Origin of the sequence: Pseudomonas sp. Marseille-Q1929 (genome assembly GCF_017316265.1) — a bacterium.
Lineage (GTDB): Bacteria > Pseudomonadota > Gammaproteobacteria > Pseudomonadales > Pseudomonadaceae > Aquipseudomonas.
In genome coordinates this window covers 327,490-343,851 of the sequence record NZ_JAFLWU010000001.1, presented here as the reverse complement: position 1 = coordinate 343,851, position 16,362 = coordinate 327,490, and the positions used below count along the sequence as shown (strand labels likewise).

Here is a 16,362-nt window from a genome sequence, read left to right as displayed (position 1 = left end):
CCTATCAGTTATTGATGCACTGACTGATCCACCGCTATCGCAGGCAAGCCAGCTCCCACAGGAGACCTACGTCCGTCTCAAGACTGATATTGGCTGAGCAACCGCTCCATCCGCGCATCCAGCCGGCGCTTGATCTCGGTCTCGATATGCGGGGCGAAGTCGTCGATCACGTCTTGCATGATCAGTTGCGCGGCGGCGCGCAGTTCGTTGTCCAGGTGCAGCAGCAGGGCGTCCGGGCCTTTTTCGGCGGGGACGGGGGCGGGTTCGACAGCGGCGGCAACCGGCTCCGGCGCAGCGGCCTTGGCGCCGACCATATCGAACAACAGCGGAATCTGTACCTCTGGATCGACCGAATCGGTCAATAGCGGCGGTTGCAAGTCATCATCACCGAGCAACTGGCGGATCGACTCGAGGTCGTCCAGCAGGTGGTCGTCTTTTTTTGTAGGGTTGGGCGTGTCCATCATTTACTCAAAGTCGTTGTAGCCGGTGATCCTGCAAAGGATAGCCCTGTTCGCGATAGAAACGGAAACTCTCCCGCGCGGCCTGACGAATAGCCGGATCTTCCACCACCACCTCTGCCACGCGGGCAAACGCCTTGGCGAACGGCGGTACTTTCAGGTCCAGGTTGACCAGCAGGTCATGGTGATCGCCGCAACTGTCGCCCAAACCCAGTACAACCAGGCCTTCGGGTTCGGATTCGGCGGGGCCGTGGGGCACGAAGCTTTCGCCCTTGAAGCGCCACAGGCGGGCGTCGAGCTCGTCGCGTTGGGCGGCATCGCTGCAATGCAGGTAGATGCGGTGGCCCATGCGCCAGGCTTTTTCGGTGAGTTTGCAGGCAAAGTCCAGGCGCGCGAGCGGGTCGGCGCTGGGCAATATATAGAAGTCGACTTGGGTCATTGCGGTTCCTGGAACCCAGGGCGGCTTTATAAAGGCCGCCCTGGTGTTCTCATTTTCAGGCCTTGGCGCGATCCAGCAGGTACTGGGTCAACAAGGGGACCGGACGGCCAGTGGCGCCCTTGTCCTTGCCGCCGCTGGTCCAGGCCGTACCGGCGATGTCCAGGTGCGCCCAGTTGAAGTTCTTGGCAAAACGCGACAGGAAGCAGGCCGCAGTGATGGTGCCGGCTTTCGGGCCGCCAATGTTGGCGATGTCGGCGAACGGGCTGTCCAGCTGTTCCTGGTACTCGTCGAACAGCGGCAGTTGCCAGGCGCGGTCGTCGGCGGCCTTGCCGGCGCTGAGCAGTTGCTCGATCAGCTCGTCGTTGTTGCCCAGCAGGCCCGAAGTGTGGGAACCCAGGGCGACGATGCACGCGCCGGTCAGGGTGGCGATGTCGATCACGGCTTGCGGCTTGAAGCGCTCGGCGTAGGTCAGGGCATCGCACAGCACCAGGCGGCCTTCGGCGTCGGTGTTGAGGATCTCGACGGTCTGGCCGCTCATGGTGGTGACGATGTCGCCCGGACGCGCCGCGCCGCCGCTTGGCATGTTCTCGGCGCAGGCCAGGATGCACACCAGGTTGATCGGCAGCTTGAGCTCCAGCACGGCACGCAGGGTGCCGAATACGCTGGCGGCGCCGCCCATGTCGTACTTCATTTCATCCATGCCGGCGCCTGGCTTGAGGCTGATGCCGCCGGTGTCGAAGGTGATGCCTTTACCCACCAGGGCGTAAGGTTTGTCGGCCTTCTTGCCGCCGTTGTATTGCATCACGATCAGGCGTGGCGGCTGGTCGCTGCCCTGGCCCACGGCATAGAACGAGCCCATGCCCAGTTCCTTGATCTTCTTCTCGTCGAGGACTTCGACTTTGAGGCCCTTGAACTCTTTACCCAATGCCTTGGCCTGTTCGCCGAGGAAAGTCGGATGGCAGATGTTCGGCGGCAGGTTGCCCAGGTCGCGGGTGAACGACATGCCGTTGGCGATGGCGGTGGCGTGGGTCACGGCGCGCTGCACTTCAGCCTGGGCGGCCTTGATGGTCAGCAGAGTGATTTTCTTCAGGGCTCGCGGTTCGGCCTTGGTGCTCTTGAACTCGTCGAAGATATAGCCGCCGTCGACCAGGCTCTCGGCCAGCAGGCGGGTCTTGCCGTAGCTGTCGCGGCCCTTGACCACGACTTCGTCCAGCGCCAGCGTGGCATCGCTGCCGCCCAGGCCCTTGAGGGTGGTGAGGATGCCGCTGATGATCTTGCGGAACGGGCGGTCGCCCAGTTCGGCGTCCTTGCCCACGCCCACCAGCAATACGCGGTCGGCCTTGAGGTTTGGCAGGCTTTGCAGCAGCAGGCTCTGGCCGACTTTGCCGGCCAGGTCGCCGCGCTTGAGGATGGCGCTGATGGCGCCGCCGCTCAGTTCGTCGAGTTGTTTGGCGGCAACGCCGAGTTTGCGGCCTTCGCCGATGGCGACCACGAGGGTGGCGGTTTTCAACGTTTCGGGGCTAACGCTTTTTACAACCAATTCCATTTTCGGGTCCCTTATTAAGGTCTGAGAGCCTTGCGTCTGTACGCAGGCTTTAATGCTTGGCAGCTGTGTAAACCGCCAGCGACAAAGGCCGCAGTTTGAACCTCGGCGGCGGAGCCTGACAACCCTTGGCGTAAGCTTTGTCCCCGTCAATGAGCATGCTCCGTGACAGGCGCGGCCAATCACAGGATAATGCGCCATCTTTTTAGCCAGCCCCTTCAAACGGGCTGACTCGGTATGCTTGCTTGTTTGGCCGCCTTAGCCTGACAACCCTGGAGTGTCTGGTTTGATCGTCTTCCGTTATCTGTCCCGCGAAGTCCTGTTGACCCTGAGTGCCGTGAGTGCGGTATTGCTGGTCATCATCATGAGTGGTCGTTTCGTCAAATACCTGGCCCAGGCCGCTTCTGGCGCCCTGGACCCAGGCTCGTTGTTCCTGATCATGGGCTTTCGCCTGCCGGGGTTCCTGCAGCTGATCCTGCCCCTGGGCCTGTTCCTCGGGATCTTGCTGGCTTATGGCCGCCTGTACCTCGAAAGCGAAATGACCGTGCTATCGGCCACCGGCATGAGCCAGCAACGCCTGCTGGGCATGACCATGATCCCGGCCGCAGGTGTGGCGCTGATCGTGGCCTGGCTTAGCCTGAGCCTGGCGCCGCAAGGTGCCATGCAATTCCAGTTGGTGCTGAACAAACAGGACGCCATGACCGAGTTCGATACCCTCGAACCGGGCCGCTTCCAGGCGCTCAATGACGGCACGCGGGTCACCTACACCGAAACCATGACTGAAGACCGCGCCAACCTCGGCGGGGTGTTCATCTCCGAGAAACGCCTGGGCCAGGACAAGAAAGACCGTGGCATCTCCGTATTGGTGGCCGACTCCGGCCGCCAGGAAATACGGCCCGACGGCAGCCGCTACCTGATCCTGGAAAACGGCTACCGCTATGACGGCAGCCCCGGCATGGCCGATTACCGTGCGATCAAGTACGAGACCTACGGCGTGCTGCTGGCGCGCCCGGACGTCAGCGACGAAGTCACCGACCGCGATGCGATTCCGACCGCCGAACTGTTTGGCAGCAAGGAACTGCGTTCCATCGCCGAGCTGCAATGGCGGATTTCCCTGCCGCTGCTGGTGTTTATCGTGACCCTGATGGCCGTGCCGCTGTCGCGCGTCAACCCGCGCCAGGGTCGTTTCCTCAAGCTGTTGCCGGCGATCCTGCTGTACATGGCCTACCTGACCATCCTGATTTCCGCCCGTGGCTCCCTGGAGAAGGGCAAGCTGTCGCCGACCCTGGGCCTGTGGTGGGTTCACGGGATCTTCCTGGTGATCGGCCTCGGGCTGCTCTACTGGGAACCTATCCGTCTGAAAATGTTGAGCCGTCGTGGCCAGAAGGAGTTGGCTCGTGGCTAAGCTCGATCGCTACATTGGTAGCAGCGTACTGATCGCCATCCTGGCGGTATTGGGCATCATCCTGGGCCTGGCCTCGTTGTTCGCCTTCATCGATGAAGTCGGCAACGTCACCGACACCTACACCGTGTGGGACGTGCTGAGCTACGTGGCGCTCACCGCGCCGCGCCGCCTCTACGACATGATGCCGATGGCCGCGCTGATCGGTTGCCTGATCGGCCTGGGCAGCCTGGCCAGCAACAGCGAACTGACCATCATGCGTGCCGCCGGGGTTTCCATCGGCCGCATCGTCTGGGCCGTGATGAAGCCGATGCTGCTGCTGATGCTGTGCAGCGTGCTGATCGGCGAGTACGTCGCGCCACCGGCCGAAACCACGGCCCAGGCCAATCGCGCCCTGGCCCAGGGTTCGGGGGATGCACAAAGCTCCAAGCATGGCCTGTGGCACCGCCAGGGTGACGAGTTCATCCACATCAACGCCGTGCAACCCGGTGGCCTGTTGATTGGTGTGACGCGCTACACGTTCGACAAGGAGCGCCACCTGCTGTCGTCCAGTTTCGCCAAACGTGCGCAGTACAGCGCCGAGAAGTGGGAACTGACCGACATCACCACGACTTATTTCCGCAACGCGGGCCAGGGCACCAAGTCCAGCACCGAAGTGATCAACGCACCGACCGAGGCGTGGGACATTGCCCTCAAGCCGGAACTGCTCAATACCGTGGTGATGATCCCTGAAAGCCTGCCGATCTCTGGGCTGTGGAGCTATATCCACTACTTGAAGGAGCAGGGCCTGAACAACGGTCGTTACTGGCTGGCGTTTTGGGTCAAGGTGTTGCAGCCGGTCGTGACCGCGGCTCTGGTGCTGATGGCGATTTCGTTCATCTTCGGCCCATTGCGCTCCGTGACCCTCGGCCAGCGCGTGTTTACCGGCGTATTGGTAGGTTTCACCTTCCGCATCGCCCAGGACCTGCTCGGTCCGTCGAGCCTGGTGTTCGGGTTCTCGCCGCTGTTTGCGGTGCTGGTGCCGACCGCGATCTGTGCCGTGGCCGGGTTCTGGCTGTTGCGCCGAGCCGGTTGATAGCACGCTTATGAGCAAAAAATGCCCCGGTCGAGAGATCGGGGCATTTTTGTTCTGGTCAGCAAAGATGACGCCCGGGCAGAGCATCAGGTACAATTCCCGGCTATTTTTCAGCGGGCAATCTGCCTGCAGCCTTTTTGAGTGTTGATCCGTGAGTGATTTGAGTCATATCCGCAATTTCTCCATCATCGCCCACATTGACCATGGCAAGTCGACGCTGGCCGACCGGTTCATTCAAATGTGCGGTGGCCTTGCCGAGCGTGAAATGGAAGCCCAGGTCCTGGACTCCATGGACCTCGAGCGTGAGCGCGGCATCACCATCAAGGCCCACAGCGTTACCCTGTACTACACCGCCAAAGACGGTATCAAGTACCAGTTGAACTTCATCGACACCCCCGGCCACGTTGACTTCACCTACGAAGTCAGCCGCTCGCTGGCTGCCTGCGAAGGCGCCTTGCTGGTGGTGGACGCCGGCCAGGGTGTTGAAGCCCAGTCCGTCGCCAACTGCTACACCGCGATCGAGCAGGGCCTGGAAGTGATGCCGGTGCTGAACAAGATCGACCTGCCACAGGCCGATCCAGACCGCGTCAAAGAAGAAATCGAAAAAATCATCGGCATTGACGCCACCGACGCCGTCGAGTGCAGCGCCAAGACCGGCCTGGGCGTCGACGAAGTGCTCGAGCGCCTGGTCAAGACCATCCCCGCGCCGACCGGCAACTACGAAGATCCGCTGCAAGCGTTGATCATCGACTCCTGGTTCGACAACTACCTGGGCGTTGTGTCCCTGGTGCGCGTGCGCCACGGCCGTGTGAAGAAAGGCGACAAGATCCTGGTCAAATCCACCGGCAAGATCCACCTGGTGGACAGCGTCGGTGTATTCAACCCGAAACACACCGCGACCACCGATCTGAAAGCCGGTGAAGTGGGCTTTATCATTGCCGGTATCAAGGACATTCACGGTGCACCGGTCGGTGACACCCTGACCTTGAGCTCCACCCCCGACGTTGACGTGCTGCCAGGCTTCAAGCGCATCCAGCCGCAGGTCTACGCCGGTCTGTTCCCGGTCAGCTCCGACGACTTCGAAGACTTCCGCGAAGCCCTGCAAAAGCTGACCCTCAACGACTCTTCGTTGCAGTACACCCCGGAAAGCTCCGACGCCCTGGGCTTCGGCTTCCGTTGCGGGTTCCTCGGCATGCTGCACATGGAGATCATCCAGGAGCGCCTGGAGCGCGAATACGACCTGGACCTGATCACCACCGCGCCAACGGTTATTTTTGAGCTGGCGTTGAAAACCGGTGAAACGATTTACGTCGACAACCCGTCCAAGCTGCCAGACCTGTCTTCCATCGAAGACATGCGCGAGCCGATCGTGCGGGCCAACATCCTCGTGCCACAAGAGCACCTGGGCAACGTGATCACCCTGTGTATCGAGAAGCGTGGCGTGCAGCACGACATGCTGTTCCTCGGTACCCAGGTGCAAGTGACCTACGATCTGCCGATGAACGAAGTGGTCCTGGACTTCTTCGACCGTCTCAAATCCACCAGTCGCGGCTATGCTTCGCTGGATTACCACTTCGACCGTTACCAATCGGCTAATCTGGTGAAACTGGATGTGCTGATCAACGGCGACAAGGTCGATGCCCTGGCACTCATCGTGCACAAGGACAACGCGCACTACAAAGGTCGCCAGTTGACCGAGAAGATGAAAGAACTGATTCCGCGCCAGATGTTCGACGTCGCGATCCAGGCCGCCATTGGCGGGCAGATCATTGCACGGACCTCCGTCAAGGCTCTCAGAAAGAACGTACTGGCCAAATGCTACGGCGGTGACGTAAGCCGTAAGCGCAAGCTGCTTGAGAAGCAAAAGGCCGGTAAAAAACGCATGAAGCAAGTGGGCAACGTGGAAATTCCACAAGAAGCCTTCCTTGCGGTGCTCAGGTTGGATAGTTAGGTCCTATGTCACTAAATTTCCCGCTGTTGCTGGTCATCGCCGTTGCCGTCTGTGGTCTCCTGGCGTTGCTCGATCTGGTGTTCTTCGCCCCGCGTCGGCGGGCGGCTATCGCGTCCTATCAGGGCAGCGTCAGCCAGCCCGATGCCGTGGTGGTCGAGAAGCTGAACAAAGAGCCCTTGCTGGTTGAATACGGCAAGTCGTTCTTTCCGGTGCTGTTCATCGTGCTGGTGTTGCGCTCGTTCCTGGTAGAGCCGTTTCAGATCCCTTCGGGGTCGATGAAACCTACCCTGGACGTGGGCGACTTCATCCTGGTGAACAAGTTTGCCTACGGCATTCGCCTGCCGGTGATCGACAAGAAGGTCATTGAAGTCGGCGACCCGCAACGCGGCGATGTGATGGTGTTCCGCTTCCCGAGCGACCCGAACGTCAACTACATCAAGCGTGTGATCGGCCTGCCGGGCGACGTGATCCGCTACACCGGCGACAAGCGCCTGTTCATCAATGGTGAATCGGTGGCTGAGAAGCTGATCGGTTCCGAGCCGAACTCCCTGGGCAGCGCCGAGCTGTACCAGGAGAAACTCGGCGCGGTGGAGCACGAGATCCGCAAGGAAATGTCGCGCTACCGCCAGCCTGATGGCGAGTGGAAAGTGCCGGCCGGGCACTACTTCATGATGGGCGACAACCGTGACAACTCCAATGACAGCCGCTATTGGAACGATCCCAACATTCCCAAGGACATGCTGGGCATGGTTCCCGACGAGAATATCGTCGGCAAGGCCTTCGCGGTCTGGATGAGTTGGCCGGAGTCCAAGCTCAGCCACTTGCCGAACTTCTCGCGAGTCGGGCTGATCAAGTAATACAGGCGGCGCTGTGAACACAGCGCCGAATGCTTTTCTGGGGCTTGGACAAATTCCGGCCCCATGCTGCACCAACCAGGATTTGAATTTGAACACTGCGTCAATCGTCGATGGCCGCCGGTGCCACCACACAGATATGGGTAAACCGTGACCGTTTCTCTAGCACGTCTCGAGCGTCTGCTCGGCTACACCTTCAAGGACCAGGAATTGATGGTCCTTGCCCTCACACACCGCAGCTTTGCAGGGCGTAACAACGAACGCCTGGAATTCCTCGGTGATGCCATCCTCAATTTCGTCGCCGGTGAGGCGCTGTTCGAGCGCTTCCCGCAAGCCCGTGAAGGCCAGTTGTCACGCCTGCGCGCACGCCTGGTGAAGGGCGAGACCCTGGCCGTGCTGGCCCGTGGTTTCGGCCTGGGCGAGTACCTGCGCCTGGGCTCTGGCGAGCTGAAGAGCGGTGGTTTCCGCCGCGAGTCGATCCTTGCCGATGCCCTTGAAGCGCTGATCGGCGCGATCTACCTCGATGCAGGTATGGAAGCAGCCAAGGAACGCGTCACCGCGTGGCTGACCTCCGAGATCGAAAGCCTCACGCTGGTCGATACCAACAAAGATCCCAAGACCCGCCTGCAGGAATTCCTGCAGTCCCGTGGTTGCGAACTGCCACGCTACGAAGTGGTGGATATCCAGGGTGAGCCCCATTGCCGCGTGTTCTTCGTGGAATGTGAAATCACCTTACTGAACGAAAAAAGCCGAGGTCAGGGTGTGAGCCGTCGTATTGCCGAACAGGTAGCGGCCGCTGCAGCACTGATTGCCCTGGGCGTGGAGAATGGCCATGACTGATTCAACCGCAACACGCTGTGGCTATGTTGCCATCGTCGGCCGCCCGAACGTGGGCAAGTCCACGCTGCTGAACCACATCCTCGGCCAGAAGCTCGCGATCACCTCGCGCAAGCCGCAGACCACCCGCCACAACATGCTGGGCATCAAGACCGAAGGCAACGTGCAAGCGGTCTACGTCGATACCCCGGGCATGCACAAGGGTGGCGAGAAAGCCCTCAACCGCTACATGAACAAGACCGCTTCGGCGGCGTTGAAAGACGTCGACGTGGTGATCTTCGTGGTCGACCGCACCAAGTGGACCGACGAAGACCAAATGGTCCTTGAACGTGTGCAGTACGTCACCGGCCCATTGATCGTCGCGTTGAACAAGACCGACCGCATCGAAGACAAAGCCGAGCTGATGCCGCACCTGAGCTGGCTGCAGGAACAACTGCCGAACGCGCAGATCATCCCGATCTCCGCCCAGCACGGCCATAACCTGGAAGCGTTGGAGCGCGTGATCGCCGGCCACCTGCCGGAGAACGAGCACTTCTTCCCGGAAGACCAGATCACCGACCGCAGCAGCCGTTTCCTCGCCGCCGAACTGGTGCGCGAGAAAATCATGCGCCAGATGGGCGCCGAGCTGCCGTACCAGATCACCGTCGAAATCGAAGAGTTCAAGCAGCAGGGCAAGACCCTGCATATCCATGCGCTGATCCTCGTGGAACGTGACGGCCAGAAGAAAATCATCATTGGCGACAAGGGCGAGCGCATCAAGCGCATCGGCACCGAGGCGCGCAAGGACATGGAGTTGCTGTTCGATTCCAAGATCATGCTTAACCTGTGGGTGAAGGTTAAGGGTGGCTGGTCCGATGATGAGCGTGCGTTGCGTTCCCTGGGCTACGGCGACCTGTAAGAACACCGCAGGACGAAAAATGTGGGAGCGGGCTTGCTCGCGAATGCGGTGGATCAGTCACTGATAAGTCGACTGGCACACCGCATTCGCGAGCAAGCCCGCTCCCACATTCGGTTTGTGTAGTTTTCAACAATGCATTCCAGCAGTGAGAGCCCATGTCCCAACCCCTCAGCCAACCCGCCTACGTCCTGCACAGCCGCGCCTATCGCGAGACCAGCGCCCTGGTGGACTTCCTCACGCCCCAAGGCCGCCTGCGTGCAGTGTTGCGCAGCGCGCGGGGCAAGGCGGGCACGCAGGCTAGGCCTTTCGTGGCGTTGGACGTGGAGTTTCGTGGCAAGGGCGAGCTGAAAAACGTCGGCCGCCTGGAAAGCATCGGCACCTCCGCCTGGCTCAATGGCGAAGCGCTGTTCAGCGGCCTCTACCTCAACGAATTGCTGATTCGCCTGCTGCCCGCCGAAGACCCCCATCCGGCTGTCTTCGATCACTACGCCGCTACCTTGCTTGCCCTCGCCGAAGGCCGTCCATTGGAACCCTTGCTGCGCGCCTTCGAGTGGCGCCTGCTCGACGATCTGGGCTACGGCTTCGAACTGGCCAACGACCTGCATGGCGACCCCATCGCCGCCGATGGCATGTACCGCCTGCAAGTGGACGCCGGCCTGGAGCGCGTCTACCTGCTGCAACCGGGCCTGTTCCAGGGCACCGAGCTGCTGGCCATGAGCGAAGCCGACTGGAGCGCGCCGGGTGCTTTATCCGCCGCCAAACGCCTGATGCGCCAAGCCCTGGCCGTGCACTTGGGCGGACGGCCGCTGGTCAGTCGCGAGTTGTTTCGAAAGCCCTGACAACCCCGTGTATGCTGTGCAGCGTTTCTTTCCCTATTCAGGAGCGCTTCCGTGACCAGCAGCAATCGCATTCTTCTTGGCGTCAATATCGACCACGTCGCTACCCTGCGCCAGGCCCGGGGCACCCGTTACCCTGATCCGGTCAAGGCCGCGCTGGACGCCGAAGAAGCAGGCGCCGACGGCATCACCGTGCACCTGCGCGAAGACCGCCGCCACATCCAGGAGCGCGATGTGCTGGTGCTCAAGGATGTGCTGCAAACCCGCATGAACTTCGAGATGGGCGTGACCGAAGAGATGATGCTGTTCGCTGAACGCATCCGCCCGGCGCACATCTGCCTGGTACCGGAAACCCGCCAGGAACTCACCACCGAAGGCGGCCTCGATGTAGCTGGCCAGGAAGCGCGGATCAAGGCCGCAGTGGATCGCCTGTCGCAGATCGGCAGCGAAGTCTCGCTGTTCATCGACGCCGACGAGCGCCAGATCGAAGCCTCGCGCCGTGTCGGTGCACCGGCCATCGAGTTGCACACCGGGCGTTATGCCGATGCCACCACCCCGACCGAAGTGGCCGATGAGCTGCAACGCATCATCGACGGTGTCGCGGTTGGCCTGCGCGAGGGCTTGATCGTCAATGCTGGTCATGGCCTGCACTACCACAACGTTGAAGCGGTGGCGGCGATCAAGGGTATCAATGAGCTGAACATCGGCCATGCGCTGGTGGCGCATGCGCTGTTCGTCGGCTTCAAAGGTGCTGTGGCCGAGATGAAGGCCCTGATCCTGGCTGCGGCCAAGGCCTGACCTAACACCGTCTAAAAACCACTGAAGATCAAAAAAATGTGGGAGCGGGCTTGCCCGCGATTGCGATGAGCCAGTCAAAGCTGCATTGGCTGACCCACCGCTATCGCAGGCAAGCCAGCTCCCACAGTTGATCTTTGGTGTGTTCAGAACTGTGGTCGCCCGGCGAAACCCTTTGAATTCAGCCATGCGGCAATGCGAAGCCTTACTGTTTAGGCGATGCAGGTGTATCGTATCTGCCCTTTGCAGGCCCTGGGCTTGCGGCAGATACGTGAGGTTGTTGTGTCCCGATCCTTTTCCCGTCGACAAATCCTGGGTGGCCTTGCCGGCCTCGCTGTAGTGGGCGTCGGTGCCGGTGGCGCCTATCGCTACTGGCTGGGGAAAGTCGCCGAGGCCGAAGCGGGCCACGACTACGAGCTGATCGCCGCACCGCTGGACGTGGAACTGGTGCCGGGTCACAAAACCGAGGCCTGGGCGTTCGGCCCGTCGGCGCCGGGCACCGAGTTGCGTGTGCGCCAGGGCGAATGGCTGCGGGTACGGTTTATCAACCACCTGCCGGTCGCCACCACCATCCACTGGCATGGCATCCGCTTGCCGCTGGAGATGGACGGCGTGCCCTACGTCTCGCAATTGCCGGTGCTGCCCGGCGAGTACTTCGACTATAAATTCCGTGTGCCCGACGCCGGCAGCTACTGGTATCACCCCCACGTCAACAGCAGCGAAGAACTCGGCCGTGGCCTGGTCGGCCCGCTGATCATCGAAGAGCGCGAACCCACCGGTTTCAAACACGAGCGCACCCTCAGCCTGAAGAGCTGGCATGTGGACGAAGAGGGCGCTTTCGTCGCCTTCAGCGTGCCGCGTGAAGCGGCGCGTGGCGGTACGGCCGGGCGCTTGTCGACGATCAACGGCGTGTCCCAGGCGGTGATCGACTTGCCGGCCGGGCAAATCACCCGCGTGCGCCTGCTCAACCTCGACAACACCCTGACTTATCGTATCAACATCCCCGACGTTGAAGCGCAGATCTACGCGCTGGACGGCAACCCCATCGAGCCGCGCCCACTGGGCAAGGAATACTGGCTGGGCCCGGGTATGCGTATCTGCCTGGCGATCAAGGCACCGCCGGCCGGCGAAGAGCTGTCGATCCGCAACGGGCCGGTACGCCTGGGTACATTCCGTTCCGTGGCCAATACCGACGCGCCGACCGAGTGGCCACCCGCATTGCCGGCCAACCCGATTGCCGAGCCGGACCTGGCCAACGCCGAGAAACTCAACTTCAATTTCGAATGGGTCGGTACCGTTTCGGTCGACGATGGTCGCCCGCCGAGCCTGTGGCAGATCAACGGGCAGGCCTGGGACATCACCGACAAGACCTGCGCCGACCGCCCCATCGCCAAGCTGGAGAAGGGCAAGAGCTACATCTTTGAATTGAAGAACATGACCCAGTACCAACACCCGATCCACCTGCACGGCATGAGCTTCAAGGTGATCGCCTCGAACCGCCACAAGGTGATCCCGTACTTCACCGACACCTACCTGTTGGGCAAGAACGAACGCGCCCGCGTGGCGCTGGTGGCGGATAACCCGGGGGTGTGGATGTTCCACTGCCACGTCATCGACCACATGGAAACCGGCCTGATGGCCGCCATCGAGGTGGCGTGATGCGCCAGTTTCGTCCCGTGGCGATCATCGACCGCAGCCGCGACCAGGACTTCATGCGCGAAGCCCTGGCCCTCGCCGCCCAAGGTGCTGCACTGGGTGAAGTGCCAGTGGGTGCAGTACTGGTGCAGGACGGTGAAATCATCGGCCGTGGCTTCAACTGCCCCATCAGCGGTAACGATCCCAGCGCCCATGCCGAGATGGTCGCCATCCGTGATGCGGCGCAAGCCATCAGCAATTACCGCTTAGTGGGCAGCACGCTGTATGTGACGCTCGAGCCGTGCAGCATGTGCGCCGGTTTGATCGTGCACTCGCGGGTGGCGCGGGTGGTGTATGGCGCGCTGGAGCCGAAGGCGGGGATTGTGCAAAGCCAGGGGCAGTTTTTTACCCAGGGGTTTCTCAATCACAAGGTGTTGTTTGAGGGGGGGGTGTTGGCCGAGGAGTGCGGTACCGTACTCAGCGAATTCTTCAAGGCCCGCCGAGCCAAACCACAATCCAACTAACACCGCAGACCAATGTGCGAGCTGGCTTGCCTGCGATAGCTATCTGTCAGTCAACTCATCAGTGACTGATACACCGCTATCGCAGGCAAGCCAGCTCCCACAGTTTTGATCTCTATTTATTCAGTGAAACCGCACGCTTACTTGCGAGCGATGATAACGGCCCGCATCGGCGCCGGCAGCCCTTCAATCGTCTTGCTGTGATCCTGTGGATCAAGGAAGTCGCTCAACGACTGATACTTCATCCACTCCGTCCCACGCTGTTCCTCCACCGTGGTCACGCTCACATCCACACAGCGCACATCACTGAACCCGGCGCGCCGCAGCCACAGCATCAACGCCGGCACCGACGGCAGGAACCACACGTTACGCATCTGCGCGTAACGGTCTTCCGGCACCAGCACTTGTTGCTGATCGCCTTCCACCACCAGGGTTTCCAGCACCAGTTCGCCGCCTTTGACCAAGGTGTCTTTCAACGCCAGCAAATGCTCGATGGGCGAACGTCGGTGGTAGAACACGCCCATGGAAAACACCGTATCAAAACCTTCCAGGTTCGCTGGCAGGTCTTCGAACGGGAACGGCAGGTGCCACGCCTTGGGCTCTGACAGGTAACGCTGCACCGCCTGGAACTGGCAGAAAAACAGCCAGTTCGGGTCGACGCCAATCACGCTGTCGGCCCCGGCGCCGAGCATGCGCCACATGTAGTAACCATTGCCGCAGCCCACATCGAGGATGCGTTTGCCCTTCAGGTTCAAATGCGGTGCCACCCGTGACCACTTCCAGTCCGAGCGCCATTCGGTGTCTACGTGCACGCCGAACAGGTGAAACGGGCCTTTGCGCCACGGGCTCAGGCCCATCAACGCGGTGTGCATTTGCGCGCGGGTTTCGTCGTCGCAATCGGTGTCGAGGGTCAGGCCGTTGAGCAAATCCACGTCGCTGGGCTGGATCTTCGGCAGCGCATCCAGCGCACTTTGCCAGCGCTCCAGGTCGCCATGGCCTTTTTCCATCTTGCTATCGAGTTGCGCTTGCAGGCCTTGGGCCCACACGGCCAAGGGAGTGCCGACCAAATGGCGGGCGAGGGGAGACAGATCAATCATGGCAAGGCAATCAACGAGGCAAAGTTAAGACACTGGAACCACGGCACGACTTTCGAAAACCCGGCCGCCAGCAGGCGTTCGCGGTGTTCTTCGAGGCTGTCGGGCTTCATGACGTTTTCGATGGCGCTGCGCTTCTGGGCGATTTCCAGCTCGCTGTAGCCGTTGGCGCGTTTGAACGCGACGTGCAGGTCGGTGAGCAGCGCGTGTTCTTCGGGATCATTGAAGCGCAGCTTTTCCGAGAGGATCAACGCGCCCCCCGGCAACAGCGCTTGGCGGATGCGCGTGAGCAAGGCCAGGCGTTCGTCGGGGGCGATAAATTGCAACGTGAAGTTCAGCGCCACCACCGAGGCCGGTTGGAATTGCAACGCGAGGATATCGCCCTCGATCACGTCCACCGGCAGCAACTCCTGGAACATCGAGTCCTGGCCATTGAGGTATTCGCGGCAGCGCTCGACCATCGCCGCCGAGTTATCCACCGCGATCACCCGGCAGCCATCGGTGCGCACATGGCGACGCAGGGCCTGGGTCACGGCGCCCAGGGATGAACCCAGGTCGTAGAGCACGCTGTGGGGCTGGGCAAACTGCGCCGCGAGCACGCCGAGGTTTTCGACGATGGTCGGGTAACCGGGCACCGAGCGCTTGATCATGTCCGGGAACACCCGCACCACGTCCTCGTTAAAGGCGAAGTCCGGCACCTGGGGCAGGGGCTGGGCGAATAGGCGATCGGGTTCTTTGCTCACGGTTGTTCCGGCGACGATGGGGGAAAGGCCGGCATTTTAGCCAAGTTGGCCCTCGTGTGCGCGGGTTGTCTGATGGAAAGCCGACGCGGTGATGCCCCACTGCCCCAGCCAGTAAGTGGCGATCAACAAATACGGCGCCGCATCGAACGCCAGCACAAACCGATTGATACCGATCAGCGTGTCGGAAAACACAAACGACGCGGCACCCGCCGCCGCCAGCAGCGCCGAACGCTTCGGCACGTCGCTGCCCAGGCGTGCCAGCGCACGCCAGAGCATGGCGCTGATGACCAGGGCGTAAACCACCACGGGGATCAGCAAGTCGCCAAGGCCGTGGGAAATCAGAATGCTCAGCAGTACCGCGCCGACGCCCAGGGCCAATAGCAATGGCAGCAGCGCGAAGCGCCGGCAGTCACTGAAATAGGCCTTGAGATACGCCAGGTGCGCGAACAGAAACGCGCCGAGGCCAAAGATAAACAGATCACCCGGCCAGGCGAGCAACACGTCGCCGACCAGGGAAAAAATCAGCCCCAGGCTGATCCAGCGTCGATAGTCGGTGGGTGGTGCATCATGCAGCCAGCCCAGCAGCGCCAGGACCGGCAGCGGTTTGACCAGCAGGCACAGTAACGTGGCGTGGGTGGCCAGGCCGTAGATAAAGGTGCCGGCGCCCATCAACGCAAGAATCATCCATGGCATATCAGTTCACCGTAATGGCGCAGTCGAAAGTGTCGGCAGGTTCGGCTTCGGGTTCCCAGGGTTGCTGGGAGGTCAGGCGCAAACGGCCCTGGCCTGCGGCGAAGGCCTGGAAGCGCCAGGTGGATTGCCCGCCGCCGCCGATCACGCCGGATTCACGGCTGCTGTAGACCTCGGGGCTCAGCGCGCGGAGCACGCCGCCGGCGGAATCCTGGATGGCCCAGCGGTAGCCGGTGGTGGGGTTGCTCGGCAGGGTGAGGATCAGGTTTTGCCCGGTTTTGAGCTGCAGCGGGCAGGCGCTTTGCGCGTCTACGCTGATGTTTTGCTTGGGGGCACTGGCGCACCCGGCCAGCAGGGCAAGGCTTAGGGGGATAAGCAGGCGGGCAGCGGTCATGGGGGCTCCGTTGATTCACGACGAAGGGCGAGCATAACCGAAGATGAGACAAGGTGTGACAAGAGGGGGGTGGGTTATGGCGGCTGACGCCATCGCGGGCAAGCCCGCTCCCACATTTGACCGATTTGTCATCAACAACACCGATCCCTGTGGGAGCCGGGCTTGCCCGCGATGAGGCCAGACCAGGCACTGCACAA

At 61.5% G+C, this 16,362-nt stretch carries 17 protein-coding genes; 10 read left to right on the top strand and 7 right to left on the bottom strand.

Features of this window, described 5'->3' with window-relative positions; all coding sequences use genetic code 11:
• Positions 1-77 precede the first annotated feature (77 nt).
• Genes J1G37_RS01565 through J1G37_RS01555 form a run of 3 tightly spaced genes read right to left on the bottom strand, consistent with a single transcriptional unit; the run spans position 78 to position 2,443 of the window.
• Entirely contained in the window at positions 78-461 is a 384-nt protein-coding gene (locus J1G37_RS01565) for a DNA polymerase III subunit chi (protein WP_207039941.1), read from the bottom strand.
• A gap of 7 nt (positions 462-468) precedes the next feature.
• On the bottom strand, positions 469-897 hold the full coding sequence (locus tag J1G37_RS01560) for a DNA polymerase III subunit chi (protein ID WP_012722396.1): 429 nt from the start codon (positions 895-897) through the stop codon (positions 469-471).
• Positions 898-952: 55 nt separating this feature from the next.
• Positions 953-2,443, bottom strand: coding sequence for a leucyl aminopeptidase (locus J1G37_RS01555; RefSeq protein WP_124527338.1), 1,491 nt, complete (start codon positions 2,441-2,443; stop codon positions 953-955).
• Positions 2,444-2,726: 283 nt separating this feature from the next.
• Here J1G37_RS01555 and lptF point away from each other — a divergent pair, with 283 nt between their 5' ends.
• The 10 genes from lptF to tadA all read left to right on the top strand — a co-directional run bounded on the left by lptF (position 2,727) and on the right by tadA (position 13,247).
• Complete coding sequence (gene lptF, locus J1G37_RS01550) at positions 2,727-3,845, top strand: LPS export ABC transporter permease LptF (protein ID WP_207039940.1); 1,119 nt, start codon at positions 2,727-2,729, stop codon at positions 3,843-3,845.
• Positions 3,838-4,917: an LPS export ABC transporter permease LptG gene (lptG, locus tag J1G37_RS01545; protein WP_207039939.1), complete on the top strand. Its 1,080-nt coding sequence runs from the start codon at positions 3,838-3,840 to the stop codon at positions 4,915-4,917. Before lptF ends, lptG begins: the two co-directional genes overlap by 8 nt.
• A 151-nt stretch (positions 4,918-5,068) precedes the next feature.
• A complete protein-coding gene (lepA, locus tag J1G37_RS01540; protein WP_003210439.1) occupies positions 5,069-6,868 on the top strand; it encodes a translation elongation factor 4 in 1,800 nt (599 codons plus the stop codon).
• Between the two features lie 5 nt (positions 6,869-6,873).
• Entirely contained in the window at positions 6,874-7,725 is an 852-nt protein-coding gene (gene lepB / locus J1G37_RS01535) for a signal peptidase I (protein ID WP_017734283.1), read from the top strand.
• Between the two features lie 147 nt (positions 7,726-7,872).
• Positions 7,873-8,562 carry a ribonuclease III gene (gene rnc, locus J1G37_RS01530; RefSeq protein WP_026136456.1) on the top strand — a complete coding sequence of 230 codons (690 nt, stop codon included), beginning with the start codon at positions 7,873-7,875 and terminating at the stop codon, positions 8,560-8,562.
• Positions 8,555-9,457: a GTPase Era gene (era, locus tag J1G37_RS01525; RefSeq protein ID WP_017734281.1), complete on the top strand. Its 903-nt coding sequence runs from the start codon at positions 8,555-8,557 to the stop codon at positions 9,455-9,457. The genes rnc and era overlap by 8 nt, the downstream gene beginning before the upstream one ends.
• Positions 9,458-9,612: 155 nt before the next feature.
• Positions 9,613-10,296: a DNA repair protein RecO gene (recO, locus tag J1G37_RS01520; RefSeq protein WP_207039938.1), complete on the top strand. Its 684-nt coding sequence runs from the start codon at positions 9,613-9,615 to the stop codon at positions 10,294-10,296.
• Between the two features lie 51 nt (positions 10,297-10,347).
• Complete coding sequence (gene pdxJ / locus J1G37_RS01515) at positions 10,348-11,091, top strand: pyridoxine 5'-phosphate synthase (protein WP_207039937.1); 744 nt, start codon at positions 10,348-10,350, stop codon at positions 11,089-11,091.
• Positions 11,092-11,370: 279 nt separating this feature from the next.
• Entirely contained in the window at positions 11,371-12,747 is a 1,377-nt protein-coding gene (locus J1G37_RS01510) for a multicopper oxidase family protein (protein WP_207039936.1), read from the top strand.
• Entirely contained in the window at positions 12,747-13,247 is a 501-nt protein-coding gene (tadA, locus tag J1G37_RS01505) for a tRNA adenosine(34) deaminase TadA (protein WP_017734277.1), read from the top strand. The genes J1G37_RS01510 and tadA overlap by 1 nt, the downstream gene beginning before the upstream one ends.
• Before the next feature lie 137 nt (positions 13,248-13,384).
• Here tadA and cmoB read toward each other — a convergent pair whose 3' ends face one another.
• From cmoB to J1G37_RS01485, 4 genes are read right to left on the bottom strand one after another with little or no spacing between them, the layout of a single operon-like run.
• Complete coding sequence (gene cmoB, locus J1G37_RS01500) at positions 13,385-14,341, bottom strand: tRNA 5-methoxyuridine(34)/uridine 5-oxyacetic acid(34) synthase CmoB (protein WP_207039935.1); 957 nt, start codon at positions 14,339-14,341, stop codon at positions 13,385-13,387.
• Entirely contained in the window at positions 14,338-15,081 is a 744-nt protein-coding gene (gene cmoA, locus J1G37_RS01495) for a carboxy-S-adenosyl-L-methionine synthase CmoA (RefSeq protein WP_207039934.1), read from the bottom strand. The genes cmoB and cmoA overlap by 4 nt, the downstream gene beginning before the upstream one ends.
• Before the next feature lie 36 nt (positions 15,082-15,117).
• Positions 15,118-15,774, bottom strand: coding sequence for a lysoplasmalogenase (locus tag J1G37_RS01490; protein WP_207039933.1), 657 nt, complete (start codon positions 15,772-15,774; stop codon positions 15,118-15,120).
• 1 nt (position 15,775) lies between these two features.
• A complete protein-coding gene (locus J1G37_RS01485; protein WP_017735972.1) occupies positions 15,776-16,165 on the bottom strand; it encodes a protease inhibitor I42 family protein in 390 nt (129 codons plus the stop codon).
• Positions 16,166-16,362: the final 197 nt, after the last annotated feature.